The following is a 26,718-nucleotide window of genomic DNA, read 5'->3' as shown; positions in this document are numbered from 1 at the left end:
CCTCGTGACGGGTCAGGCGGACTTCTTCATGACCTCGTCGCGCAACTCGCGGCGAAGAATCTTGCCGACATTGGTGCGCGGAAGGTCGGTGCGGAACTCGATATGCTTCGGCTTCTTGTAGCCCGTGAGGTTCTTGGCGCAATACTCCTGCAGCACCTCCTTGGTGAGCGTCGGGTCCCGCTTCACCACGAACACCATCACGGCCTCGCCCGAATTCTTGTCGGGCACGCCAACCACGGCACATTCCTGCACGCCGGGATGGCTGGCAACCACGTCCTCGATCTCGTTCGGGTATACGTTGAAGCCCGACACCAGGATCATGTCCTTCTTGCGGTCCACGATCTTGACGTAACCACGGTCGTCCATGATGCCGACGTCGCCGGATTTGAAGAAACCGTCCGGGGTCATCACCTTGGCCGTCTCGTCGGGGCGTTGCCAGTAGCCGGCCATCACCTGAGGACCCTTGATCGAAATCTCGCCGGGCGCGCCATGCGGCACATCGTTGCCGTCGTCGTCGAGCAGGCGGATCTCCACATTGGGCAGCGGCAGTCCGATCGTGCCGGTGAAAGCGTCGTTATCGGTCGGGTTGCAGGCGATGCCCGCCGACGTCTCGGAGAGGCCATAACCTTCGACGATCGGGCAGCCCGTCACTTCCAGCCACTTCCTGGCCACGGCCTCCTGAACGGCCATGGCCCCGCCATTGGCGATCCGCAATTGCGAGAAATCGAGCCTGGCGAAATCCGGATTGCTGGCCAGCGCATTGAACAGCGTGTTGACGCCGGGGATCAGGTGGAAGCGGTACTTGGCCATTTCCTTGACCATGCCGGGGATATCGCGCGGATTGGGAATCAGAATGTTGACCCCGCCGGCGCGCATGGCCAGTAGCCCGCAGCTGATGAAGGCGAAAACGTGATAGAGCGGCAGCGCGCAGATGAAGGTGAGCTGGCCGGAGGTCGGCTTTCGCTTGATGCCCGGCTGCATCCACGCCTCGGAAGCGAGCAGGTTGGCGATGATGGTGCGGTGAAGCAGCGTGGCGCCCTTGGCGACACCGGTGGTTCCGCCGGTATACTGCAGCACGGCGACGTCGTCCGGCTGGAGATCGGGCGCGTCGAGCGGCTTGTGACGGCCCGTCGCCAGCGCCGCCTTGAGGCTGACCGACCCCGGCAGCGACCAGGCCGGCACGGCCTTCTTCACCCTGCGCACGACGAAGTTGGTGACGGTCCCCTTCGCGAAGCCCAAGAGGTCGCCGACGCTGGAGACGACGACGTGCTTGATCGAGGTGTTGCGGATGACCTGCTGAAGGGTCGCCGCGAAATTCTCCAGGATGATGATCGCCAGCGCGCCGGAATCCCTGAGCTGGTGCTCCAGCTCCCGCGGCGTGTAGAGCGGATTGACGTTGACGGCGATGAAGCCCGCCCTCAGCACAGCCGCGATGGCCACCGGGTATTGCAGCAGGTTCGGCATCATCAACGCAACGCGGTCGCCCTTCTTGAGGCCGAGCCCTTGCAGATAGGCCGCAAGATCACGTGACATCAGGTCGATATCACCATAGGTGACCGACTTGTCCATGCAGATATAGGCCTTGTCGTCCTTGAAGCGCGCGAAGCTCTCTTCGAACAGTGCAGCGACGGACGGATAGTAGTCGAAATTGACCTCGGCCGGAACACCGGCCGGGTAGTGCTTGAGCCACAAGCGCTCCATGGCTTCCCCTCCCGAGGAATGTTTTTTGCTCAATCTAGACGCGACCACAGCGGTTGAAAAGCAGCAACCGGCCATTGAACGTCCTGATCGTATTCCCCGGACGCTTACCCAGCGGAAAGCCATGCCAAGTCATCGCTCCGCTTGCCTTTGCAACGAATCCGGCAAATGATCACATGTGGAGCTCTTCGTGGCCGTTCGACTTCATCGTCGGCAATTGCGGCGCGTATTTCGCAAGACGGCGCTGACCGGGAACCGAGGAGCGGGAGGAACCCGATGAAACAGCTGACGGGCATCGACGCTTCGTTTCTCTATATGGAAACGCCCGAGATGCCGATGCATGTGGCGGGCCTCCACGTCTATGAACCGCCGGCGGAACTGCCGGGTTCGTTCTTCCATCATTTCCGGGATTTCTTCCTGTCGCGCATGCATCTGGCGCCGGTCTTCGAGAAGAAGCTGGCCCGAACCGTGCTCGAACTCGACCATCCCGGCTGGGTCGACGCCGGCGAGATGGACCTCGACTATCACATCAAGCGCGCGACGCTGCCGGCCCCGGGCAGCTTCGCCCAACTCGAGCAGATGGTCGGCGAACTGCATGCCGTGCCGCTGGACCGCAGCCGTCCTCTCTGGCAGATCACAGTGATCGATGGGCTCGGCGACGGCAACGTCGCCGTCTATTCGAAGATGCACCATGCGGCGATCGACGGCGGCGCCGGCATGGCGATCGCGGCCGCCCTGTTCGACATGTCGCCCGAGCCGCGCAAGGTGAAACCGCCCGAGCCGAAGAAGCCCACGAGAAAGCCGACGATAGAGGAACGCGCCATCCTCGGCATCAACGATGCCGTGCAGAACGTCATGCGCCAGCAACTGAAGGCGATGGAGGCGATCCCCCAGATGCTCGGCACGGTCACAGACATGCTCCTGCCGAAGAAGAGTGAAAGCGGGGGCGGGCTGCCCGGCATTCCCGACGTGCTAGCCCCGAAGACCCCGTTCAACGTGACGATCACCAGCCAGCGCTCCTTCGCGGCGCGCGAAATGTCGCTGACCGACGCCAAATTCGTGGCCAAGGCGACGGGCGCCAAGATCAACGACGTGGTGATGGCGATCTGCGCCGGCGCGCTTCGACCCTATCTTTCGGAACGGAAAGCGCTGCCGAAGCGGCCGCTCGTCGCCTTCGTGCCGATCTCGCTGCGGAAGCCGGGCGATGCCGAAGCCAGCAACCAGGTCTTCGGCATGCTATGCCCGATTGCCACGGAGATCGCCGATCCGCTGGAACGACTGCAGGCGATCCGCCGCACCGCTGGCGATTCCAAGGCGCTGGCCGGCACGGTCAAGGACGTCTCGCCCAAGGACTATACGCTGCTCGGGGCGCCGATCCTGTTGCCCGGACTTGCCCAGCTCTATGGCCGCATCGGCCTTGCCGACGTCATGCCGTCGACCACCAATCTGACCATCTCCAACGTGGCCGGGCCACCCTTTCCCCTTTATTGCGCCGGCGCCAGGATCCTTGCGCTCTATCCCGTCTCGATCCCCGTGCACGGGATAGCGCTCAACATCACGGTGCAGAGCTACCTCGACAAGCTCGATTTCGGCATCACCGCCGACAAGCGGGCGGTTCCCGACGCCGCGAAGCTCGCGGATCTGCTCGTCGCAGCGCTCGCCGAGCTGAAGTCGGCCGTCGAGACCATGCCGAGACCCCGTTCAGAACTGAGCCGACGATGACATCGCGACATCTGCCCGAACCACGAACGAAGCCCCATATGTGACGCGTGAACGGAACCCGCCGGCCGTCCATCCAGGGCGACCGCACGACCCGACAGGAGCTGGAATGACAGCGCATGCGCATCCCCTGAAACCGCCGTCGCGGCTGCTGTTCGCGCTGGAGTTGCGGACATTGCCCGAACTCGGCAGCTTTGTCGCGTCGTTGCCGCTGCTCACGGCCATGACGCCCGGCGGTGACGGTCACCCCGTGCTGGTCCTGCCCGGGCTCGTCACGAGCGACCGTTCGACGGTGCCGCTGCGCGGTTTCCTCAAGTCCAAGGGCTATGCCGCACATGGTTGGAACCTCGGCCGCAACTACGGTCCCCTGCCCGGCATCGAACGCAGGATGGTAGACCGCGTGAAGGAACTCGCCGACGTCAGTGGCGGCAAGGTGAGCATCGTCGGCTGGAGCCTCGGCGGCATCTATGCGCGGCAGCTGGCGAAGATGATGCCGGAACTGGTGCGCGGCGTGATCACGCTGGGCAGCCCGTTCAACGGCGATCCGCGCGCCACCAATGCGTGGCGGCTCTATGAGTTCACCTCCGGCCACAAGGTCGACGACCGCGAGCGTCACATGGGCGGCGCCATCTCGGAATCGCCGCCGGTACCGAGCACCGCGATCTACAGCCGCACCGACGGCATCTGCGCCTGGCAGAGTTGCCTGGAGAACGAGCTGCCGCATACCGAGAGCATCGAGGTGGAGGCGAGCCATTGCGGTCTCGGCCATCACCCGGCGGCAGTCTTTGCCATCTGCGACCGGCTGGCGCAGAAGGACGGTGAATGGAAGCCTTTCGATCGGAGCGGCTGGCGCAGCCTGTTCTTCCCGGACCCGAAACGGAGGTAACGCCGCCCTCAGGCGAGCCGTTGCCCTGACAGGTTCTGCTCGCCCAACTCGCTCGCCCTGGTCAGCCCCAGCAGCGCCAGCGTTATGTCGAACTCGCCGATGATGTTGCGGATGACCTCGCGCACGCCGGTCTCGCCCGCGATCGCGAGACCATAGACATAAGGCCGACCGACCAGCACCGCCGACGCTCCCAGCGCCAGCGCCTTGGCGACGTCGCTGCCGGAGCGCACGCCGGAATCGAGCAGCACCGGCAGGCCTTCCGCCGCTGCGGCGATATCGGGCAGCGCGTCGAGTGTCGCGATCTCGCCGTCGACCTGACGCCCGCCATGGTTCGACACCACGATACCGTCGACGCCATGCTCCCGCGCGAGCCTTGCGTCGTCGGCATGGCGCAGGCCCTTGAGCAGGATCGGCAGGCTGGTCATGTCGCGCAACCTGGCGATATCGGTCCAGTTGAGATCGGGTCGCGAATAGGTCGCGGTGAAATGCGCGACCGCCGCGCGCATCTGGCTTATCGTCAGGCCGAATTCCTTGCCCTTGCGGCGCAGGCTGAGCGCGGCCCCTATGACACCCAGGCCGCGCGGCCGGATGCCGGTGTCGGGTGGAGATGCCGGGATTTTCGAAAGGAATACCGGATCGCTGAGATACTGGCCGATCCCCAGCCCCCGCAGGAACGGCAGATAGGCCATGTCGAGATCGCGCGGCCGCCAGCCGAGCAGCGTCGTGTCGAGCGTCACCACGATCGCCTCGCAACCGGCCTTCTCGGCCCGGGCCACGATCGAGCGGACGAAATCGTCGTCGCTCGACCAATAGAGCTGGAACCAGCGCGGCGCAGCGGCCATCGCCGCCGCGGTCTTCTCCAGCGGCACCGACGCCTGGTTGGAGAAGGCATAGCCGATGCCTTCGGCGGCCGCGGCCCGCGCGACGGCGAGATCAGCCTCGGGATGTACCATCTCCAGCACGCCGACCGGCGCGAGCAGGATGGGCGCGCGGTGACGGCGGCCGAACAGGGTGACGGAGATGTCGCGGGTTGCCACGTCGCGCAGCACGCGCGGTACGAGCGCATGGCGCTCGAAGGCTGCGCGGTTCGCCCGCATCGTGACTTCGCAGCCGCCGCCGCCGATTATATAGGCGGCGGCCTGCGGGGACATGGCCTGGCGGGCGTTCGCCTCAAGCGCGTCCGGTGCGACCGGCACCGACGGACGTGCGCCACCGACGCCGGTGACATAAATCTCCATTTGCCGCAGGCGGCCGGGCGCGACCGCCGGCTTCTCATTGGCTGTCATGTCTGCCCCTCCCCAGACGATGCCGTGCCTCTCTCGAAGCAATGCCGGGGCTACTTCCGCTTCTCGTAGCTGTCGCGGATCTCTTCCATGGACTCCTGGATGCGCTTGCGCAGGATCTCGATGGATTCGGTGCCGGATTTCTTGACGATCTCGGCGACTTCGCCGGCATTCTTCACGGCGGCTTCGAAGGATTTCCGGGCGAAATCCGCCTGCTTGGCCATCATCTCCTGCGGATTGCCGGGGATACGATAGCTCTGCGCCATGTCGGTGACCTCGCGCAGTGTGTCTTGCAGCATCTCCCGCTGCTTGGCCATCAGCGAGCTGGCGCCGGATGCCGTGGCGGAAGCCGATTTCTGCAGCGCTTCGAGGTTCTTGCGGTGATGCTCAAGCACCCGCTCGATGTCCATGCTGGGAAGCTTCAGGTCCTGGCCGAGCTTCGCGAACATGTCGATGAAGGACTCCGATTCCGGTTTATTCGCCATGCCTTCCTCCTTGGCGCCGGCACTATCCGCATGCCGGTCATTCCTCAAAGATAGAAGATTGGCGGGGCCGGTCAATTCGCGACGACGAGAAGTTCCGCAGCATAGAGCAGAAGCCCGGCCAGCCCGCCGATGATCATGCCGTTGAAACGGATATATTGCAGGTCCTTGCCGATATTCATCTCGATCAGCCGGGTGAGCTGGGCCAGGTCCCATCGCTTCACCTGATCCGCGATGAAGGTCGAGACGCCGCTCTTCTGTGTCTCGATGAAGGAGGAAAGCGCCACGACGAAACCGCGGTTCATATCGGCCCTGATTTGCGGGTCGGTCGCCAGATGCCGGCCGACTTCAACGAACATGTCGGCGAGATGGTCGCGGATGCGCGACTGTTCCGATGAGGCATCCTGCTCGATGAACTGCCGCAGGCTGCCCCACATCTCCTGGGCGAGGTCGGCGAGTTCGGGCCTCGCCAGGAAGTCGCGCTTCAGCCGCTCGGCCCGCCTGGCATACTCCTTCGAATGGCGCAACCGGTCGATGAACTTCATGACGAAGCGGTCGAACTCCTCGCGCATCGGATGGTTCTTGTCCTTCCTCACCTCCTCCAGCAGCGTGCCGGCCGATGCGACGATCTTCTTCAGGAGATAGGCGTCCGCTCGGAACAGGTTGAACAGGGTCGGCAGTTCCTCGCGGATCTTGTCGCGCATGGCGGCCAGCGCCTGCTCGTCCGAAAGGAGGCGGCCGACGACCTTGGTCAGTTCGTCGAACAGCTTCTGGTGCCGGCGCTCGTCGGTGAAGGCCGAGAGCAACTCGGCCGCCAGCGGCGCGACCTTGATCTTCTCGACCTGCTCGAGCACCCGCTCTCCGACGAAACCCCGCAGGCCCGACTCCTCGATCGACGCCAGCATCTGCGGCACCAGTCGGGCAACGAAGCGCGACAGCCCTGCTGCCCGCGAACGATCGGACAACCAATCCGCCACCAGGGCGGCGAAGTCGACCTCGTTGAGTTTTTCGCGCACGGGGCCGGGCGACAGGAAGTTGGTCTCGATGAAATGGCCGAGATTGTCGGCAATGCGGTTCTGGTTTTCCGGAATGATCGCTGTGTGCGGGATCGGCAGCCCGAGCGGACGCTTGAACAGCGCAACCACCGCATACCAGTCCGCCAGGCCACCGATGGACGCTGCTTCGGCGAAGGCCGCGACGAAACCGAGCAGCGGATAACGATGCTGGAAGGACTTGGCGATCAGGAAGATCGTGACGCATAGCACCAAAGCGGCGGTGGCTATGAATTTCGTACGGCGCAGCGCCGCCAGCTTCTCGGCCTCCGGTACGAACATTGCCCCGGTGAGTTTCGGTGATGGATTGGCTTTCGGCATAAGCTGTCCAGTCCTGAAGCCTCATTGAGGGGAGATGGCGACCACCCGCCGCGTTCCCATAGCGCATGTGCGCCTCCGGCCGCCCTGTTTTCAAGCCGACCGCCTCCGGCACGGCCCTCTGCTTATCGCAATGTCGTGATTGCTTCTCTCCCTGTCGTGTCACGGCTCAGCCGAAATTCGTGCTATGGCTATGCGCATGTGGAAACCTGTCCTGATCTTGATTGTCATTCTCGCCGGATGCCAGTCGGTTGGCGGAAGCGGGGCCGATCGCGCCGACGGGGCGCAGGCGGGGTCGTATGACAGGCTCGCGGCCGCCGGACGAGGCGATCCATATCTGGCCTGGCAACGGGGGATTGGTGGCCGTTAAGGCGGCACCTACCCAGAAGCGGACGCTCACGGATCTTATCCAGCGCCTTTGTGAAGGCCAGTTCCGATTTTCGGGCTGTTGCCGACTTGATTCAGCGCGCCCCGTGCCGGACCGTCTATCGCGGCCACGGCCACGCACAAAGCCTGCCCTCTGCCCGCTCCGGAGTAGGCCAACCACTCCTTTCAATGCTGAAATAGCCGCTTTTTATCAATCGCTTGCGGGTCATATTGCGGCGCAACAAGAATTTATGTTGCAATGCACAAAATCAGCCTCTATATGATCGCCATGCCCCGGGCCGAAGTCGGACGGGGTCCACCATGGCTCCCAACTGAGGATGGAGAAACCCCGATGACCAAGACCACTGCCAAGACCACTGCCGCCCCCGCTTCCGGCTATGTCGCCTCGATCCAGGACGCGATCGACAACGTCCAGTCGAAGCTCGAAATTCCTGCCGCCGCCCGCGATTTCGTGAAGCGCACCGCCTCTTCCGCCAAGGAGCGCGCGGAAAGCGTGCATTCGGGTGCGGCCAATGCGACCGACACCGCCGAGAAGTTCGCGACATCGATCGTCGGCGGCTATGCCAATCTGACCCGTGGCCTGCTCGACATGACGCTCGCCAATGTCCAGCACACGCTGACCACCGTCGAGAAGATCGCCGCTGCCAAGTCGGTCAACGAGGCCGTCCAGCTCCAGGCCGATTTCGTCCGCGAGAACGCCCGCGCCAATTTCGAGCGCATCCGGGGCGCCGCCGAGACCGCCCGCACCACGGTGACCGAAGGTGCGCAGGCCGTGCAGGCCGAGTTCTCGAAGTTCTACGGCAAGAAGGCCGCCTGACCGGCCCGGCATCACCGGCTCCAGTACAAGCGTACCTCAATGGCGCCGCGCAAGCGGCGCCTTTCTATTTCCGGCCGCATGCCGACTTTGCCGCATCGTCGAAAAAGGGTGCCAAAGGCTTCACCGCACAACGTAAGCGATCGCCAGCAACAAAAAGGCAAGCATGGCGAAAAAGGCCCGGGCCACATGCGAATATTCCCAACGATCACGCAGCTTCCGCCAATCCTGGGCGCTTTCCTCGTCGCGCGCGCCGAATGAGAAGAAGCCGACTCCGAACCTGCTGAGATCGCTGTCCTTCAGCCAGAAATTATTCACCGGATGCGTCAGAATCCAGTACAGCGCATGCATGACGAGCATGGCGAGGAACGCGCAGAATACCAGCCAGAAGCCCGGTGATCCTGCCCACAAGATGGTGAGTATGAAGGTTGCCGCCAATCCACCCGCTTCGCCCACCCCGCCGGCGACAGTGAAGCCCGGGTAATAGATCGGCTGCACGGCCAGATATTCCTCTTTCGCCAGGCGCAGCTTGCCCGGCAATTCCATCGCATGTGCAAGCACGCTCGCCAAGGCGACGGCAACCAGCAGGAGCGTCAGGACTTGAAAGGCCTCGAACATCGTCCTTCCCACGTGGACGGCGGCAGCGGCCAAACGAGGGTGCTCGGGGATTGGTTCCAAGCTTGCTTCAGGTCGAAAATTCAATCGGCGCGATCGGTCTATGACTTGATCATCTGGCCGACGAACACACTAAGGCCTGTGATCAGTTGCGATCAATGAGGTCCGCCCGACACAGATCGGCGGCATCGATGCCGCGCCCGCGGACCTCACAGAAGCCTCCAGATTCCCAAATCACCGGAGATGTGATTCTTGAGGTGTCGGCGAATCAGGGGGCGCCGACCGGATGGCACGTCGTTATGCCTTGCGTGATGATCAATGGGAGCGCATCAGAGATTTCTTGCCTGGCCGTGAAGGTCATGTCGGCGGCACCGCCAAGGATAACCGGCTGTTCGTGGAGGCGGTCTTGTATCGCTATCGGGCCGGAATCCCGTGGCGTGACTTGCCGGAGCGGTTCGGCCACTTCCGGGTCATTCATACGCGCCATACACGCTGGAGCAAAAGCGGGGTCTGGCAGAAGGTTTTCGAACTTCTCGCCGAAGACGCCGACAATGAATACGCCATGATCGATTCGACCATCGTGCGCGCCCATCAACACAGCGCCGGCGCAAAAGGGGGGACCGGGAACGCGAAGCCATAGGGCGCAGCAAGGGTGGGCTGAGCACCAAAATCCACGCCCGTTGTGACGCCTTGGGCAATCCGACCGGCTTTCATCTGACGCCTGGCCAGAAGCATGATCTGTGCGGAGCCGATGCGCTTTTGCCTGACCTGTTCGACAAGATCACCGCCTTCATCGCCGACAAGGCATTCGATGCCAAAGAGCGTGTGCTCGATCTGCTTCAAAGCGCCGGTGTCGATATCGTCATTCCGCCGCGATCAAACCGAAAACAACCACGCCGCTACGACACAGAGCTCTACAAGGCCAGGCATCTCATCGAGAACTTCTTCGCAAAGCTCAAACAGTACCGTGCCATCGCGACCCGCTACGACAAGCGCGCAACCAACTTCCTCGGCGCCATACACCTCGCCGCGGCCGTCATTCTCCTCAACTGATCACAGGCCCTACGATGAGCCCGCCGGCTGAGCCGCGGCCTCCGCCGCAAGTTGCGTCCACAGCGGCAGATAATGCTGCTCGGCCGGAGCAAGCTCGATCACGCCGACCGTCTCGCCGGCGTCGAAGGACAGCTTCGCGTCGAAGCGACGAGCAAGTGCCTTCATCGCCTCGTTCTGCGGGTGGGTCGTGACCAAAAGCTTGGTGTAGCCGAGCGCATGCGCATGGGCGATCAGCCGTGCGAACAGGCGGCCGCCAATGCCGCGGCGCTGCAATTCACGCTCGACGCTGAAGGCGATTTCGCCCGTCGGCGGCTCCAGTCCGGGACGCTCGTGCAACTCGGCCGCGCCGAGAACCTTGTCGTCCTCGACATAGCCGATCACCGTCGTGCCGTCGTGGAAGCTGCGCGCCGCATAGCCTGTAACGAAACTGTCGTCGGTGAAGCCGTTGAATCGGTCGCGCCTGCTGACGGTGTCGAGCCGCAGCAAGTGATCCTGGAAGCGCTGAAGGTCCGAAGGCCTGAGTTGCCGGATGATCCCGTTGGGGGCAACGGCATGGTGCGCGGTCTGTTGCATCTGTCGTACTCCTCGTGGGTTCCTCCCCGAGTCTACGACTCTCGATGCCGCATATATTGTGCACCGCAACATCGATTGCAACGGTGTCGTAACGTCAGCCTTGTCAAGACGCCGAACCGATGCTGATGAGCAACATCCCGACACGACGCCTGCCGGGCGGCACGACGCTTTCGCCCGCCGCGCCGGTCCTCCGTCAGTTGCCCGCCCAGACATCGAGCACGTAGCGGCTCGTCCGGCTCATCTCGTCCGTCCAGGCGTCCGCCGCCTCGACGTCGACGTCCTTCTCCTCGGCATAGATGCGCGCCAGTGCGCGCTTCACATCCGGCTCCATGCGGCTCCCGTCGCCGCAGACATAGATATGGGCGCCGGCCTCGATCAGCCGCCACACCGTGGTCCGTTCCTTCCACAGCAGGTCCTGGACATAGGTCTTTTCGCCGGCGAGCCTCGAGAAGGCGACATGGAGGTCGGCGAGGCCCTGCGCGGCCATTGCCTCCAGTTCCCCGCGATAGAGGAAATCCTGGTCGGGGTGGCGGCAGCCGAAGAACAGCATGGCCGGCCCGAGCGTCGTGCCGGCGGCCTTCAACGCAGCCCTCTCCTGAAGGAAAGCGCGGAACGGCGCGAGCCCCGTTCCCGGCCCGATCATGATGACGGGCCTCGCCGGATCGTCCGGGAGGCGGAAGCCGGCCTTGGTTTCCTTGACGGTGGCATGGATGACGGCACCCTCGCCCTTGTCGACGAGATGGTTCGAACAGACGCCCTTGTAGATGCCGCTTCCGGACCGCGCCGGCCCCTCGACCACGCCGACGGTAATGGCGCAACGTCCTTGAGCCGCAGACGGCGACGACGAGATCGAATAATAGCGCGGCGCCATCAACGGCAGCATTTCGAGATAGAGCCCGAAGGGCAGTTCGCAGGCCGGGAACTCCTCGAGCAGGTCGAGGACGGATTTGCGTTTCACGAAGACCTCGCTCCGATAGGCTTCCGCCCCTTCGGCCGCGAGCGCCTGCAGCTTCGGTCTGGTCACCGGGCATCGCGTGTGCTCGGCCATCGTCTCGACCTGTTTGCGGGTGGCGACATGCTGCAGCTCGACATAGTCCGACAGGATGCGGCGCAGCGGCACCGGCCCGTCGGCCGGAAACGGCGCATGCCGCCCGCCCGTGGTAGCCAGGCGAATCTGCGTATCAGGGCCAAAGCCGAAACGCCGCTCGACCCGCTCGACGAGTTCCCGAGCGTTGACGGGAACCACGCAGAGATGATCGCCCGGGCGGTAGATCATCCCCTCGGGCAGCGCCACTTCGATGTGGCGCGTCGAACGGCCCGACGCCGCGCTGTCCTGCAGTTCGCGATTGGCGAGCACGGTCATCTCCCGGGCGCCCGCCTGTCCGACGGCCGGATTGACGGGAGCGCCTTGCACGATCTCCACCTGATAGAGCGGTTCGGCCTTGGTCTGTTCGGAAAAGTCGACGTCCAGTTCCAGGGCTTTGCCAAGCCGTGGCCATAAATCCTTGAACCAGGATTGGAAATGGCCGTCGAGATCCTCGCGGGCGTCGGCCTCGCCGCGCGGTATCACCCGGCGGCCGCCGAGCGCCTCCAGCCTTTCGTCGATGAAGCGCGGCGTGGCCTGGAAGGTCGAGGCCCAGTCGCGGTTGCCGCAGCCGAAAACCAGGTAGTTCACGCCGGCGACGGCCCCGGGCCCGGCTTCGTCGAGCCATTTTACGAAACGCGTCGCATTGTCGGGCGGCGCACCGTTGTAGGAGGCGCTGGCGATGATCACGGCGCCCTCTTTCGGCAAGGCCCCGACGTGGGAATCGAGATCGGCAAACGTGGTCTCGAAACCGTTGAGCTCGGCCGATTGCGCGACCGTACGGGCCAGTTCCTCCGTGGTGCCCAGATTGGAGCCGAACAGGATCGTCGCCCTGGTGCCATGGCTCGGCCGCTTTGCGCTCACGACCTGAGCCTGCTTGTCGCCCTGGTCGGCAAGTACTGCCCCCGGCACGAAGGCACTGCGTGTGCGGCCCGGCCTCGGCTTCACCTTGATGCGGAAGCCGTCCGGCTTGATCGACAGCGACTCCTTGATCTTGAGCTGGTATTTCAGATGGTCGAAGAGCTGGAAGCGCTGCAGGATCATGCCGAGCACCAGCGTCGCCTCCTGCATGGCGAACTGGCGGCCGATGCAGGCGCGCTGGCCGTTTCCCCACGGCTTGAAGGCATGCGCCGGACGCGCCGCCTCGGCCTCCCGCGAGAAATTGTCGGGGTTGAACTTCTCCGGCTCCGGGCCCCAGACGGACGGATCGCGGTGCAGCATCAGAGTGAGCAGCGTGACGAACGTGCCCTTCTTCAGACTGTAGCGGTCGCCGATGACCTCGTTCTTGTAGGGGTAGAGGCCGATGGCCGGCGCGGTCGGCCAGAGCCGCAGCGCCTCGTTCAGGATCTGCTGCACATAGGTGAGCTGGTTGACCTGATGGAACGTCGGCATCGCCGCCAGATCGCTGCCGAACACGCGGTCGACCTCCTCATAGGCCCTGGCCAGCACGTCGGGATTGTTGACCAGGAAATAGAGGGTGAAGGACAGGAGGCCGGAGGTCGTCTCGTGCCCTGCGATCAGGAAGGTGATGATCTGGTAGCGGATATTCTCGTCGGACAAGCTCTCGCCGGTCTGCTTGTCGACGCCTGCCAGCATGAAGTTGAGGAGGTCTTTCTGCGCCTGGTCGCCGCCGCCGCGCCGCCGCTCGCGGATGATGTCGTCGACGAGCTTGCTCATGAAGGAGACGTCTTCCCTGAGCTGCCTGAGCCGTCGCTTCAGCACGACCTTCTCGAAAGGCAGGCCGCGCTGGACCATGCAGGTCTCGAGCGTGCGGGTGAGCGCGTCGATGAAGGGATGGTAGTCGCGCCGGTAGAAGGAGTTGAAGCGATAATCGAAGCCGCAAACCCCGATCGTATCCAGCGCCAGCGCCGTCATGTCGTGGACGACGTCGATCTCGTCGTCGGCGTTGAGCCGCTCCCATTTCAGGCAAAGCTGGCCGGCGATATCCTGCATCAGCGGCAGGTATCCGGCCATCGCCCGCTGCGCGAAGGTCGGCAACAGGATGTTGTGCGCCTTGCTCCAGTTCGGCTCGGCCGTGTCGCTGGTGAACAGCCCGTCGCCGGCCGCGGCGCGGATGCGGCGCAGCGAGCCGCGCACGGCCTTGTCGAACCGCTTCTCGTCGCAGATCTCCTCGACCAGCGACGCGCCCGACACCACGACAAGCGGCGTGCCCATCATGTTCAGCTTGAAGATCGGACCATGCTCGCGGGTGAGCTGCATCAGGCTCTGCAGCGGCGTATCGCTGTCGACCGTCAGCATGTTGCCGACGACGGGCCTGCCGGGCGGATTGGGAATCGGATGAAGCAGGTCCTGCGCCAAGCTCTTGTTTCCCCTTATTGCCGGACGAGCCGGGTGTTTTCCCGCATTTAATCGCAGGTTGAGAGAGGAACGCAAGCAACGCGACGCACGGCTGGCAGATGCCGTATGGTCAGAACTCGAAGCGGGGCGAGGAACGGCTGAGCACGCCGAAGACCGGACTGCACGGCCAAGCGGCGTCGAGCTCGGCCGCAAGCGCCGTCATGAGTGCAGGAACATCCGCCGGAGCTTCGACATGCATGGCCTCGGCCACGATCAGGACCGACGTCGCGCCGTCACGCACGGCCGAATGACCGCTCTGGCGGTTGGTCCAGCGGCGTGCATGCGCCCTTCCGGCTTCATCCGCGAAAATGACCTCGCCCGGCTAATCTCCTGGCCCATACCTCGCCGGTCGGATGGGAACATATCGCCTTCTGCCGACTGGGGTCGGCCGAGCCGCTTAACGCCAGTTATTCGACCCTTGCCGGCTGTCGGAAGGTAGGGCCGCAAGGTCCGCATCCGGCTGGTCAGCGGGCATTGCACGAAATGGGGCGTGGGCAAGCCTTTGGAGCTCTGTCTCGGACGAGGTAGGGCTTGCCATCTCTTCCGGCATATAGCTATCCCTATTCAGCCAGCGCCGCGTACAACGTTTGCGCGGTGGCGTTGAAGATGAGTTGGCCTTCGACGCGAACCTTGAGTTCGCGCGCGCCCTTCTCGCACTCCCAGTATATTGGCCGTCATACCGAGGTCAGGGGCACAAGGGTCAAGCGGTAAGTCAGGCAATCCAGCGGGCGAGAACTTGAACCGTTTCCCCCGCGAACAAAGCCATGTTCGGCAGCCGTTGCTGTTCGCATTTCCCGTTCCTCCGTCGAGTCCTCGTGGATGTCATCAGCAGTCGGCTTGATCCGGAACCACAGTGCCTGCGTACGACAGGCCGGCTAGTCCGACTTGCCGAGAGCTTTCAGGATAAAGCGAATCTGCTCGCGCAGGCCTGCTTCGGTGTCTTCGCCGTGTTGTACGCAGTGCTCGATCAGAATCGGATGGAGGAACGGCACGAACGCGGTCTTGACCGCACGCGCCGCTTCCGCGGGATCTTCGACCTCGAACTCGCTCGCTTCGATGCCCTCGCGGATGATCGCCTCGAAGATCGTTACCATCCGCTCGATATGCGCCTTGATGATCGCCCAGTTCTCCTGCATGGCGGCAACAACCAGGTCGTGCATGCGCTTTTCCTTGACCAATATCATCTTGTTGCGGTCGTGGACGGCGGTCAGGAGCCGGTCGAGTTTCTCCGAGGCTGATACATTCGTGTGCGTGATCGCAAAGGCGATCTCAGCGACCTCGTTAACGATTCGCCAGCAGATGGCCCCGTTGATCGTGTCCCGGGAGGGAAAGAAACGGTAGACATTTGCCGTGCTCATGCCGAGTTCGGAGGCGATGTCGGCCACCGACGTCTTATGGTGGCCGACACGGCGAAAGTGCTCCTCCGCCACCTCCAGGATACGTGCGCGCACCTCGTCGGGATCAGTTCGCGTTCGGACCGGACGATTCATGAATGTCTCCAGATCTGATGAATCGGATCTGCCTGGCTCGCCCCGGGCGATCACATGCAAACGGTAAGGTCGTGCGGCTGGCCCCCCGTATGTTCACGCAAAGCCAGCGGGCGAGAACTTGACCCGTCTCCTCCGACAACAGAGCCCTATTCAGCAGCCATTGCTAATCGCAGTTCCGGTTCCTCCGTCGAAGCCTCATGGATCTCATCAGCAGTCGGCTTGATCCGGAACCACGCGGCATAGAGCGCGGGAAGGAAGAGCAGGATCAGCACGGTTCCGACCGCCGTGCCGCCGATCAGCGTATAGGCCATCGATCCCCAGAAGACGGAGTGTGTGAGGGGGATGAAGGCCAGCACGGCGGCAAGCGCGGTGAGTACCACGGGTCGTGCGCGTTGCACCGTGGCCTCGATGACGGCGTGATAGTCGTCGAGGCCGGCGGCACGGTTCTCGTTGATCTGCTCGGTCAGGATCAGCGTGTTGCGCATCAGGATACCGGCCAGTCCGATCAGCCCCAGAATGGCGTTGAAACCGAAGGGCTGGTTGAAGGCGATGAGCGTCGGCACGACGCCGATGAGGCCAAGCGGCGCCGTCAGCAAGACCATGGTCATCGTCGAGAAGGATCGCACCTGCAGCATGATGACGATCAGCGTGGCGGCGATCATGAGCGGGAAGACCTTGCCCAGAGCAGTATTGGCCTTTTCGGCCTCCTCGATCGATCCGCCCAGTTCGATGCGATAGCCGGCTGGCAGCGATGCGATCAGCGGCTGAAGGGCCGTCATGATCTCCTTGGAGACCTCCGGAGGCTGAGTCGCCTCATTGATATCCGAGCGGATCGTGATGACGGGCGTGCGATCGCGGCGCTTCAGGATCGGCTCTTCCAGACGGATTTCCGCATGGCCGATCTGGTCGAGCGGAACCTGCCGGCCGTTCCGACTCATCAGTGAGAAATCCGCCAGACGCGCCGGATCCAGCCGCTCAGCCCCGGCGCTACGCGCCACGACGGGGACATTGCGGATGTCCTCGCGGACCTGCGTGACAGGGATGCCGGTGAGCAGGAACTGGAGTTGCTGGGCCACCTCCGCCGGCGAGAGGCCGATGAGGTTCAACCGGTCCTGGTCCGGGACGAAGCGGAGCACGGGCGTGCGATTGCCCCAATCGCGGTTGGCCTGCCGTACGTCCGGGACGCTGCGCATAATGTCGAGGGCCTCCTCGGAAATCCTGTACAATTGCGCGGGATCGGGTCCCGTGACCCGAAACTCGACCGGGAACGGCGTGTAGGGGCCGAACACAAGCTGGGTGGCGCGCACATCGGCCTCGGGGGCCAACCCCCGTGACACCGCCTCCCGAAGCCGGTGCTTCAACGCCTCGCGCGCCTCCGCGTCCGGTGTCAGCACGACGATCTTGGCGAAGGCGGAATCGGGCAGTTCCGGCGCCATCGCGAAGAAGAAGCGGGGCGCGCCCTGGCCGACATAGCTCGTGACGATCTCGGCCTCGGGCTGCTCGTCGAGCCAGTGTTCGAGCTTCTCGACCGTGGCCGTCGTCGTCTCGATGCTGGTGCCTTCCGGCAGGCGAACCTCCACCAGCACTTCGGGGCGGTCGGATGTCGGGAAGAACTGCTGCTTGACGGCGCCCATACCGATGACGGAAAGCGCGAAAGCGATGCCGACGATACCGCTGGTTACGAACTTGTGGTGCACGGCGAAGGCGATGAGCCGTCTGAGGCGCCGATAGTTCGGTGTGTCGTAGATCGCGTGGTGGCCGCCTTCGACCGGTTTGATCTCGGGCAGCATCTTGACGCCGAGATAGGGCGTGAAGATCACCGCGACGACCCAGGAGACGATGAGGGCGAACCCAACGATCCAGAAGATGTTGCCGGCATACTCACCGGCCGTCGAGCGCGCGAAGCCAACCGGCAGGAAGCCGGCGATCGTCACCAGCGTTCCCGAAAGCATCGGCGCCGCGGTGTGGCTCCACGCATAGGCCGCCGCCTTGATGCGGTCCATGCCCTCTTCCATCTTCACCACCATCACCTCGATGGCGATGATGGCGTCGTCCACGAGAAGGCCGAGCGCCAGGATGAGGGCGCCGAGCGTGATGCGGTCGAAGAACCGGTCGGTTTGCAGCATGATGAGGAAGACGAACGCAAGCGTCAGGGGAACGGCGGCCGCGACGACGATGCCGACGCGCCAACCCATGCTGATCAGGGCGATCAGCAGCACCACGCCGAGCGCCATGGCGAACTTCATCATGAACTCGTCGACCGCATGCGTGATGTTGACGGCCTGATCGGTCACCTTGTCGAGCGTCATCCCGAGCGGCAGCGTCTCACCGATGGCCGCGGTCCTTTCCTCCAGCGCCTTGCCGAGCGCGAGACCGTCCCAGCCCTCCTGCATGACCGCGGCAAGCATGATGGTGGGCTCACCCTGGCGCCGGATGAGATAGGTGGGGGGATCCTCGTAGCCGCGACGGACCTCGGCGATGTCGGAGAGCTTCAGCGTCCTCCCCTGAGCGACAATCGGCGTGTCGGCGATCGCCTGGACGCTGTCATAAGCGCCGTCGACCCGGATGAAGACCTGCGGTCCCTTCGTGTCGATGGAGCCCGCCGGCGTGACGGTGTTCTGCCGCTGCAGGGCGGCAACGATATCCAGTGCCGACACGCCCAGCGTTGCCAGCCTGGCATAGGAAAACTCGACGAAGATCTGCTCGGGACGCTCGCCGAGGATGTTGATCTTCTTGACGCCGGGCACGTGCAGCAGGTCCTGGCGGATCACCTCGGCCTGCCTGGCCAGTTCGCGCATCGGCATGCCCTTGGCCTTGAGGGCGTAGAGGGCGAAGCTCACATCCGAATATTCGTCGTTGACGAAGGGGCCGTAGACGCCGGACGGCAGGTTGCGGGCTTCGTCTCCGAGCTTCTTGCGCGCCTGGTAGAACTCCTCCTCAACGGCGGATGGCGGCGTGTCGTCCCTCAGCGTAACCGTCATATATGCGTAGCCCGGCCGTGTGGTCGTCTCCACCCGGTCGTACCAGGTCAGTTCCTGAAGCCGCTTTTCCAGCGGTTCGGCGACGAGGTCCTGCATCTCGCGCGCGGTCGCGCCCGGCCACGCCGTCGTGACGGTCAGGGTCTTGATGGTGAAGTTGGGATCCTCCGCCCGCCCGAGCATGACGAAGGCGTAGGCGCCGGCGGCCACCAGCAGGAGGATGAAGAACAAGGTGACGGCGCGTTCGCGAACGGCGATCGCGGAAAGATTGAGGTTCATAAGCTGCCTCCGCTTTCAGACGCAGTCCTGACGCGAGCGCCCTCCTGCAGGAGATGAGCGCCGAGCGAAACAATCGGATCACCAGAGCTTAGTCCGGAGATCACTGCGGTTTCGCTGGTCACACGAACAAGCTTGACGGGCCGAAAGTGTACGGTCGAGGCGGCGCTGTCCAAAATCCAGACGCCAGTCTTCTTGCCATCATCGAGCACGGCTCCCAGCGGCACCTGGACTTCCGGCTGACCAGCCTGGCTTGCAAGCCGAATGGTTACCGTTGCGCCGAGTGGTGCTGCCGCGGCCTCACCGTCGAGCACATAGCGGGCCTCATAGGTACGGGTCTGGGCATCGGCGGAATCCGATAACTGCCGAAGATGCGCCGTATAGCGACGCCCATCGCCGCCATATACGCTGGCCTCGGCCACCGAGCCGATCGCCGGGCGGATCGTTTCGGGAAGCGCGACCACCGCTTCGCGGGAGCCGGTCTGGGCAAGCCGGACCACTGTCTGGCCGGCAGAGACGACCTGCCCCGGCTCGCCAAGCGTTTCGATCACCGTTCCGTCTGCGTCCGCCACCAGGACCGCGTAGGTCGCCTCATTCTCGGCGACCCGTGCCTCGGCGTCGAAAGCGGCGAGTTGCGCCTTGGCCGTATCCAACGCAGCCTTCGCCTGCTCGTAGCGCTGTCGGGGGACCCATCCATCTTTGAGCAAACTGGCGTATCGCCGTTCATCCGGTTCTGCCTGAGCGACTATTGCACGCGCTGCGGCAACTGCATTGCGCTTCGCTGTTAGCGCAAGGCGAAGGTCGGCGTCGTCGATCCGCATCAGCGGCTGACCGGCTTTGACCTGCTGACCGGCATTCACAAGCCGTTCCACGATCTTGCCGGGGACGCGAAAACCGAGATCGCTCTGCACCCTGGCGCCTATGATGCCCGTGAAGCCGCGTTCGGCCCTGGTCACCCGCGCTGGCGTTACCAGTCTGACGATCGGCGGCTGCTGCCTCGGGTCGCTCGCAGCGGAGGCTCCCTGGGTGGGAATGGCAAGTGTGACGAACGCTGCCGTCCCGGACACCGCGGCCAGGATGCTGGCTAAAACCACTAGATTCCTCTTTTTCATGCCCGTCGCCTCGCATCAAAAATAGATTGCACTCGAACTCTATACCCGATATAGAAGGTGAGCGCAATCTAAAAAAAAGGAGATCGACGATGCGCGTGAGTCGCATTCAGGCCGCGGAGAACCGTGAAACCGTAATCAATGTGGCAAGCCGCCTTTTTCGGGAGCACGGCTTTGACGGCATCGGCCTCAAGGATCTGATGAAGGGTGCCGGGCTGACCCAAGGCGCCTTTTACAAGCAGTTCGCGTCAAAGGAGGACTTGGCGGCACAAGCGTCCAGGCGGGCGATGGAGAGCGCCACCCACCGATGGTCGGTCGCCGCCGCTGCCAACCCGCAGAACCCGCTCGGTGCGGTGATCGCGTTCTACCTCAGCATGGGGCATCGCGCAGAAAGGATGGATGGCTGCCCGGTCGTGGCGCTCGGCTCGGATGCTGCCAGACAGAGCGTTGACGTGAAGGCGTCGTTCGAAGCTGGGATCAGGGAATACCTCGAGATGCTCGACAGCTGGGTCGGCGAGGCCGACGGCAAGAAGCCCGGCGGCAAAGCCATGGCCATTCTCTCGACTATGGTCGGTGCGGTCGTCCTCTCTCGGGCCGTCAACGACGAGCGGCTGTCGAAGCAGTTCCTACGAGCGGCCGCCGAGAGTGTGCTGACGGAGTCGTCTGCGAACAAGGCGCAGCGAGGACCGCGCCAATGACGATGTCGCCGGCCGAAGCGCGCACGCGCGGCAACAGAGGACACCCTTTCAGATGATTGTTTCGAAATTGCAGCGGTTGTCTTCACAGACGACTTGGCGCCGTTGGCTAGAGAAACTTCGGCAATTTGAGGAGGCCATGGACATGACCGAACTCGAATTCCTTGAAAGGCGGGTCAGGAGTCTCGAAGCGCAAGTCTCTGAGTTGCGCGCGCAGGTCAGGAAGCCGTGATGTCCATACTTTCGATCACGAACTCCTCGTCTGCCCAGCGCCGTCTGACTGGGGGCATCCTATTCCTGCTCGCCGGGCTGGCTGCGCTCGGCGCACTTGCCACCAACATTATCCTTCCTTCGTTTCCACGGATCGGCACCAGCCTTGGCGTTTCTTCCCAAGGACTCGGCCTGACGTTGAGTAGCTTCTTCGTTGCCTTCGCGTTCGGGCAGCTTCTGGTCGGCCCGCTTTCGGATCGCTTCGGCCGCAAATGGCTGGTGCTGGGCGGGCTAGCGATCTTTGTCGCCGGAAGCGTCCTTTGTGCCGCCGCCGACAACCTGACCTTCCTGATCCTTGGCCGGGTCATTCAGGCGCTCGGGGCTTGTGCCGCCTCGGTCCTGTCGCGCGCCATCGCTCGCGATCTATTCGATGGCGAAGCGCTCGCGCGGGCTCTTGCGCTGACCATGATCGCGATGGCCGCCGCGCCGGGCTTTTCGCCTCTACTCGGAAGCGCGCTCGACAGCCTGTTCGGTTGGCGGATCACCTTCCTCGTCGTCGCAGTGTTCGGCGTGGCGCTCGCGCTGCACTATTCGACGAGCGTCGGCGAAACTCACCCGGTCGACAGAAGGGCGTCCCTCGCGGCTTCGGACGTCGCATCCGCATATGGTCGCCTGGTCGTCGACCAGCGCTTTCTTCTTCCCGCTCTTTCAGTGAGCCTCGTCATTGGCGGGCTTTACACCTTCTTTGCTGCGGCGCCCGCCGTCCTGATGAGCGAACTGGGCCTTACCTCCTTCCAACTCGGACTATCCTTCGCGACGACAGTTCTGATCGTCTTTGCGGCTGGGTTTCTCGCGCCACGCCTGGCTCATCGCTGGGGTCAGCGTACCGCCGGCACGGTCGGCCTCTTCATTGCGCTTGCTGGCGGCCTCATTATGTTCGCGTTTGCCGCGGCGCCGGCCTTCATGCCCTTCACCCTGGCCATCGCGCTGTATCTTCTCGGTATGGGATTGATCAACCCGCTGGGTACCGCAATCGCGCTTCACCCCTTTGGACGGCAGGCCGGGCTGGCATCCGCGCTGCTCGGCTTCCTCCAGATGGGCTGCGCGGCCATCGGCGCGTCGTTCGCAAGCGTCCTGCCTCTTCAGCCGTCTGCTTCTCTTGCTGTCATCCTGACCACGGCCTCGGTGCTTGCCCTTCTGGTCTTTCTCCCTGTCGCGCTGCGCCAGCCTAAGGCGGAGATGGCGACGCCGGCGGCGCACCCGAACTGATTGGAGAATAGATGCGACGGATTGTTGTTACAGGCATGGGCGCAGTCACGCCCCTCGCTGCAAATGTCGAAGCGTCCTGGTCGCGTCTCCTGGCTGGCCGCTCGGGCATCCGGAGGCTTTCGGATGACGTGGTGGGAGACCTGCCGGCGAAGGTTGGCGGGGTGGTTCCCTCCTTGGAAGAAGACCGCGACGCCGGCTTCGATCCGAATACCGTCTTTGCGCCGAAGGACCAGCGCAAGGCGGACCGCTTCATCCTCTTGGGGCTCGCGGCGGCAGAAGAGGCGCTTGCGCAGGCAAAATGGGTGCCCGTCTCGGAGGCGGATCGCTTGCGCACAGCCACGATCATCGCCTCGGGCATCGGCGGCTTTCCCGCCATAACCGAGGCCGTACGCACAGTGGACACGCGCGGCGTCCGCCGTCTATCGCCGTTCACGATACCGTCCTTCCTGGTGAACCTTGCGGCGGGCCACGTCTCGATCCGCTACGGGTTGAAAGGTCCGCTCGGCGCACCTGTGACAGCATGTGCGGCCGGCATCCAGGCGATCGGCGACGCGGCTCGTCTTATCCGCGCCGATGAAGCCGACATCGCGGTGTGCGGCGGAACGGAAGCATGCATGAATATCGTCAGTCTAGGCGGTTTTGCCGCGGCACGATCTCTTTCCACGGGGTTCAATGAGGCACCTGATCAGGCCTCGCGACCCTTCGACATGTCGCGGGACGGCTTCGTCATGGGCGAAGGCGCCGGCATCCTGGTCATCGAGGAATTGGGCCACGCGCTGGCGCGCGGCGTAAAACCACTCGCTGAACTCGTCGGCTACGGCACGACAGCGGACGCCCACCACGTCACTTCCGGTCCCGAGGACGGCGACGGTGCCCGCCGGGCCATGGAGATCGCGATCGCCCAAGCCGGCATTTCGCCGCGTGAGATCCGCCACCTCAATGCGCACGCAACTTCCACGCCAGTGGGCGATCTCGGGGAAATCGCGGCGATCAAAGGGGTCTTCGGCATCGATTCCACAGTCGCAGTCAGCGCAACGAAGTCGGCGACCGGACACCTGCTCGGAGCCGCCGGCGGGCTTGGAGCCATCTTCGCAATACTGGCGCTCAGGGATCAGGTGGCGCCACCCACTCTCAATCTGAGCGCTCCCGATCCGGCAGGCGACGGGATCGACTTCGTCCCGAACCAGGCTCGGCCGATGGAGATGGAGTACGCGATCGCCAATGGCTTCGGTTTCGGAGGGGTCAATGCCAGCGCGTTGTTCCGATGCTGGACGGACGGGCTGGCCGATGCCGGCACCGGAGAACCCCGTGACTGATGCCTTGCCTCGGACCGCTCCTGTCTTCAATCCAGCCGGACCTGTGGCGGACGAACGGATACGACAGCGCCAGCGGCTCGGCCTCATGCTCGCCCGTGCCGAACGCGAGGGCGCCAGGCTGCAATACTGGGCGCGCTCGGCGGCGCTCGCGGCCGTCGGTCTCTTCTTCATTCTCTTCGCCGAGTGGAACGCGGCCCTCGCTTTCACGCTCTCAGGCCTGGTTGTCTTTTACCTGCTCGGCTTCTGCCATTACGGGCTGGTGAAGCGGCGGCTCAATCCACCGTGGCTGAGCTTCGTGGTTGGCACACTCGACATCGTGCTGCTCATTTTCCTGATCGTCGGCACAAATCCGTTTGAAGAAACCGAGATGCCGCTGGCGATGCAACTGCGCGAGGGCTCGTTCGCTTATCTCCTGATCTTCGTTTGCCTCGCCGCGCTCACGCTGTCGCCGCGCCTCGCGCTCTGGGTTGGCGTTTCCGCAGCGGCCTCGTGGAGTGCGGCGGTCGTTTGGGTGGTCGCGCAACCGGAGACGCTCGTCGGCGATGCGCGCATGATAGACATGCCGGTCGCCGAGCGGCTCCAGCTCTATTTCGATCCGAGTTTCGTCGACGTCATCGAGCAGAGCACGACCGTCGTGCTCATTCTGATCATCGCCGCGGTCGTGTCGCGCTCGCGGCGGTTGGCGGAGGACTACATCGCGGCCGAGCGGGCGCGGATCAACCTGGCGCGACATTTCTCACCCAACGTCGTCGACGAGCTGGCGTCGACCGACGAACCGTTCGGGCCGGTCCGACGCCAGGAGGTTGCAGTCCTGTTTGCCGACATTGTCGGCTTCACTGCCTATTCGGAGGACCATCCGGCCGAGGAAGTCTTTGCATTGTTGAGGGAGTTCCATCGGCGCATGGAGCAGGTAGTGTTCGATCACGGCGGCACGGTCGACAATTACATCGGCGACTGCATCATGGCGACGTTCGGCGTGCCGCAGCCGGCTGATGACGACGTCGTGAGGGCGCTGCGCTGCGCGCGGGCGATGAGCGCTTCGGTGCGGCAATGGAACGCGCGCCGCGCCGCAGTCGGTCTCGATTCCGTCGACGTGCGGATCGGCTGCCAATACGGGCCGGTCGTGCTCGGCGCCGTCGGCAGCGAGCGCAAGCTGTCGATCGCGGTCGTCGGCGACACCTGCAACGTCGCGAGCAGGCTGCAGGCGCTCTGTCGCGAACTCGACGCGGAGATCTGTTTCGGCAGCGACCTCATCGATGCGGTGCGCAGCATGGGAAACGAGGGAGACGAAAGTGCGCTTGACGGCATTGTCGGCCGCGGTGCGGTGACCGTGCGCGGTCGCGACGAGCCGGTCCATGTCTGGGTTGTTCCTCGGTCCCATCAGGGATGGCGCGGCTTACGCTCGCTTCGTGGAAAGGGTGGCGCAGCGGTTGTCCCGGGCAGTCCAGCGCTTGCGATCGCGACTCCCGTCTGATCCTTCCCGAGGCGTACATCGCCTTGATTTGTAAAGTTCCTTGCATTTCCCGGCAAGGCTGACGCTGCGCAAATCTTGATGGGGACTGGCAATGACCGCCGCCCCGAACATCCTTGAACTAAGGACAGTCCGCGTACTGACTGCTTCGAGCGTCGAGGCTTGATTGTGTAGTTCCATTCAGGATGGAACCAACGCGATGCCCTCCGAAAAGGTCGGTAGGTTTCGCCGCCCGTGGCACGGCGAACCTGTAGGCTGCCGGCGACCCGGGCGATATCGAAGACGGCAATGGGGATAGCGAAAGCAAGCGAAGCAGCGTTGCGGAGGTCGATCAGCGGATGGATGCGCGGCAGCGATCGCTCCTAGCGGAAGCGCCGCAACAACACCTCAAACGCGCATCGATATTGGGTCGGCTTCAGCCCCGTGCGGGAAAAGGCGCGCCGCCAGGCCTGCATCTCGGGGAACTCACCCTCGGAACGGGATGCGATCCGGTTCTCCGCGATGTCGTTGAACCGTTCGATCGCGGCCTCGACGGCCCCTTCCCTGGTAATACCTTCGGCTCGAAGAGCGCCCGGAACGAGTCGGGAAAATCCTCCCAGATGTCGTCGGCATGATGGAAAAGCATGATCCTACCTCGTCTGTGACGACATATCGGGCCGCGTAGCCCTCATCCGTCGCCGGGCCTGGAAGAAACCGGAAAGTCCGGTCGCAAGAACTGCGGCGAGCACGCAACCGACACCGAACATTTCCACCGGCCCCACGGGCTCGCTCAACAGGAGCGCCGCGAGAAACAGCGCCGAAACCGGCGCCAGCGCGGTGAACAGCGAGGCCTCGGCGCCGCTCACCCGAGCAGCTCCGGCATACCAGAAAAGAAAGCCGCCGACGGTCGGAACCAGCGCGTAATAGATGACCGCCCACACAGCCCCGGTGGTCATGGTGATCGCCCAGGGCACCTCCAGACAGGCGGCGACAGCCGCCGTCGCCAGTCCAATCATCGTCATGATGGATGACAGGACAAGCGGCGAGATATCGGTGCGCAGCCGCTTGTTGAGCAGGATGAAGAGGCCCTCGCATACTACCGCCGCCAGGATCAGGACGTTGCCGAACCAATCGCCGCCCTCTCCGCTTCGGACCGTGATGGCGAGCACACCGGCGGCCGCCAGTCCGATCCCCAGCAGCAGGGAGCGTCGGGGACGCTCGCCAAGCACGAGGATGGCGATGGCGGCGGACACGATGGGCAGCGTGCCGATGATGACGCCGGCATGCGCCGCGGAGGTGCAGCGGAGCCCCGAAATCAGCAAGGTGGTATAACCGACGCTTCCGGCCGCAGCCTGCAGGAAAAGAAGCCCCCAATCGCGCCGTGCGAGCTTCGGCCACCGTGACGCGGTGAGTCGCATCAGGACCAGGAAGAACGGCAGGGCGATGGCGAAACGCAATGCGGTGGCCGTGAAAGGCGGCAAACCTGACGCGATCACCTTGCTCGCGACGACGGTGCTGCCGACCAGCACCATCGCCAGCGAAAGATAGAGATAACCCTCGACCTGCTTCCGCATGAATCGCCGCCTGCTGTTGTCGGAGGCGA

The 26,718-nt window shown here is 63.9% G+C and carries 19 protein-coding genes and 2 pseudogenes; 8 read left to right on the top strand and 13 right to left on the bottom strand.

Going from position 1 to position 26,718, the window contains the following annotated elements; translation table 11 throughout:
- Positions 1–12 precede the first annotated feature (12 nt).
- On the bottom strand, positions 13–1,701 hold the full coding sequence (locus JN302_RS21090) for a long-chain-fatty-acid--CoA ligase (RefSeq protein WP_202304731.1): 1,689 nt from the start codon (positions 1,699–1,701) through the stop codon (positions 13–15).
- Between the two features lie 273 nt (positions 1,702–1,974).
- Between JN302_RS21090 and JN302_RS21085 the strand changes: the two genes are divergently transcribed.
- Together JN302_RS21085 and JN302_RS21080 are read left to right on the top strand one after the other, a co-directional pair.
- Positions 1,975–3,420, top strand: coding sequence for a WS/DGAT/MGAT family O-acyltransferase (locus tag JN302_RS21085; RefSeq protein ID WP_202328912.1), 1,446 nt, complete (start codon positions 1,975–1,977; stop codon positions 3,418–3,420).
- 106 nt (positions 3,421–3,526) lie between these two features.
- Positions 3,527–4,303 carry an esterase/lipase family protein gene (locus tag JN302_RS21080; protein ID WP_202328910.1) on the top strand — a complete coding sequence of 259 codons (777 nt, stop codon included), beginning with the start codon at positions 3,527–3,529 and terminating at the stop codon, positions 4,301–4,303.
- A gap of 8 nt (positions 4,304–4,311) precedes the next feature.
- Here the strand turns inward: JN302_RS21080 and JN302_RS21075 are convergent, their stop codons facing one another.
- From JN302_RS21075 to JN302_RS21065, 3 genes are all read right to left on the bottom strand, one after another.
- Positions 4,312–5,589: an alpha-hydroxy-acid oxidizing protein gene (locus JN302_RS21075; RefSeq protein ID WP_202328909.1), complete on the bottom strand. Its 1,278-nt coding sequence runs from the start codon at positions 5,587–5,589 to the stop codon at positions 4,312–4,314.
- A 50-nt stretch (positions 5,590–5,639) separates the two neighbouring features.
- Positions 5,640–6,071 carry a phasin family protein gene (locus tag JN302_RS21070; RefSeq protein WP_202304716.1) on the bottom strand — a complete coding sequence of 144 codons (432 nt, stop codon included), beginning with the start codon at positions 6,069–6,071 and terminating at the stop codon, positions 5,640–5,642.
- 71 nt (positions 6,072–6,142) lie between these two features.
- Positions 6,143–7,441, bottom strand: a complete 1,299-nt coding sequence (locus JN302_RS21065; protein WP_202304714.1) for a DUF445 domain-containing protein — start codon at positions 7,439–7,441, stop codon at positions 6,143–6,145.
- Between the two features lie 715 nt (positions 7,442–8,156).
- Here JN302_RS21065 and JN302_RS21060 point away from each other — a divergent pair.
- The gene (locus tag JN302_RS21060) at positions 8,157–8,642 is read left to right on the top strand and encodes a phasin family protein (RefSeq protein WP_202304713.1); all 486 of its coding nucleotides are present in this window, start codon (positions 8,157–8,159) and stop codon (positions 8,640–8,642) included.
- A 120-nt stretch (positions 8,643–8,762) separates the two neighbouring features.
- Here the strand turns inward: JN302_RS21060 and JN302_RS21055 are convergent, their stop codons facing one another.
- Positions 8,763–9,257, bottom strand: coding sequence for an anthrone oxygenase family protein (locus JN302_RS21055; RefSeq protein WP_202304712.1), 495 nt, complete (start codon positions 9,255–9,257; stop codon positions 8,763–8,765).
- 283 nt (positions 9,258–9,540) lie between these two features.
- Here JN302_RS21055 and JN302_RS21050 point away from each other — a divergent pair.
- Positions 9,541–10,307, top strand: a protein-coding gene (locus JN302_RS21050) for an IS5 family transposase (protein ID WP_446720670.1) whose coding sequence is annotated in 2 segments (ribosomal slippage) — positions 9,541–9,883 and positions 9,883–10,307 — 768 coding nt in all. Because the reading frame shifts where the segments join, the coding sequence is not laid out codon by codon here.
- A 9-nt stretch (positions 10,308–10,316) separates the two neighbouring features.
- Here the strand turns inward: JN302_RS21050 and JN302_RS21045 are convergent.
- The 6 genes and pseudogenes from JN302_RS21045 to JN302_RS21020 form a co-directional block, all read right to left on the bottom strand.
- Positions 10,317–10,880 carry a GNAT family N-acetyltransferase gene (locus JN302_RS21045; protein ID WP_202328905.1) on the bottom strand — a complete coding sequence of 188 codons (564 nt, stop codon included), beginning with the start codon at positions 10,878–10,880 and terminating at the stop codon, positions 10,317–10,319.
- 193 nt (positions 10,881–11,073) lie between these two features.
- On the bottom strand, positions 11,074–14,283 hold the full coding sequence (locus tag JN302_RS21040; protein ID WP_274609229.1) for a bifunctional cytochrome P450/NADPH--P450 reductase: 3,210 nt from the start codon (positions 14,281–14,283) through the stop codon (positions 11,074–11,076).
- 109 nt (positions 14,284–14,392) lie between these two features.
- Positions 14,393–14,644 (bottom strand): annotated as a pseudogene (locus JN302_RS21035) (hypothetical protein); the annotation flags it as partial.
- A gap of 553 nt (positions 14,645–15,197) precedes the next feature.
- Complete coding sequence (locus JN302_RS21030; RefSeq protein ID WP_202334390.1) at positions 15,198–15,812, bottom strand: TetR family transcriptional regulator; 615 nt, start codon at positions 15,810–15,812, stop codon at positions 15,198–15,200.
- Positions 15,813–15,958: 146 nt separating this feature from the next.
- Positions 15,959–19,069, bottom strand: a complete 3,111-nt coding sequence (locus JN302_RS21025) for an efflux RND transporter permease subunit (RefSeq protein ID WP_202304709.1) — start codon at positions 19,067–19,069, stop codon at positions 15,959–15,961.
- Positions 19,066–20,178, bottom strand: coding sequence for an efflux RND transporter periplasmic adaptor subunit (locus tag JN302_RS21020; RefSeq protein WP_202328903.1), 1,113 nt, complete (start codon positions 20,176–20,178; stop codon positions 19,066–19,068). The genes JN302_RS21025 and JN302_RS21020 overlap by 4 nt, the downstream gene beginning before the upstream one ends.
- 89 nt (positions 20,179–20,267) lie before the next feature.
- Here JN302_RS21020 and JN302_RS21015 point away from each other — a divergent pair, with 89 nt between their 5' ends.
- From JN302_RS21015 to JN302_RS21000, 4 genes are all read left to right on the top strand, one after another.
- Positions 20,268–20,873 carry a TetR/AcrR family transcriptional regulator gene (locus JN302_RS21015; protein ID WP_202304706.1) on the top strand — a complete coding sequence of 202 codons (606 nt, stop codon included), beginning with the start codon at positions 20,268–20,270 and terminating at the stop codon, positions 20,871–20,873.
- A gap of 228 nt (positions 20,874–21,101) precedes the next feature.
- Positions 21,102–22,349 (top strand): multidrug effflux MFS transporter, encoded by a 1,248-nt coding sequence (locus JN302_RS21010; protein ID WP_202304704.1) that lies wholly within the window; start codon positions 21,102–21,104, stop codon positions 22,347–22,349.
- 11 nt (positions 22,350–22,360) lie between these two features.
- A complete protein-coding gene (gene fabF / locus JN302_RS21005; protein WP_202328901.1) occupies positions 22,361–23,665 on the top strand; it encodes a beta-ketoacyl-ACP synthase II in 1,305 nt (434 codons plus the stop codon).
- Positions 23,658–25,139 (top strand): adenylate/guanylate cyclase domain-containing protein, encoded by a 1,482-nt coding sequence (locus JN302_RS21000; protein WP_244845798.1) that lies wholly within the window; start codon positions 23,658–23,660, stop codon positions 25,137–25,139. The genes fabF and JN302_RS21000 overlap by 8 nt, the downstream gene beginning before the upstream one ends.
- Here JN302_RS21000 and JN302_RS20995 read toward each other — a convergent pair.
- Together JN302_RS20995 and JN302_RS20990 are read right to left on the bottom strand one after the other, a co-directional pair.
- Positions 25,046–25,761, bottom strand: a pseudogene (locus tag JN302_RS20995) (B3/B4 domain-containing protein). The gene JN302_RS21000 and the pseudogene JN302_RS20995 sit on opposite strands and share 94 nt — an antisense overlap.
- Before the next feature lie 4 nt (positions 25,762–25,765).
- Positions 25,766–26,689: a DMT family transporter gene (locus JN302_RS20990; protein WP_202328897.1), complete on the bottom strand. Its 924-nt coding sequence runs from the start codon at positions 26,687–26,689 to the stop codon at positions 25,766–25,768.
- Positions 26,690–26,718 lie beyond the last annotated feature (29 nt).

The organism is Mesorhizobium sp. L-8-3 (assembly GCF_016756615.1).
Taxonomy (GTDB): Bacteria; Pseudomonadota; Alphaproteobacteria; order Rhizobiales; family Rhizobiaceae.
This window is presented reverse-complemented; position numbering and strand designations above follow the sequence as displayed.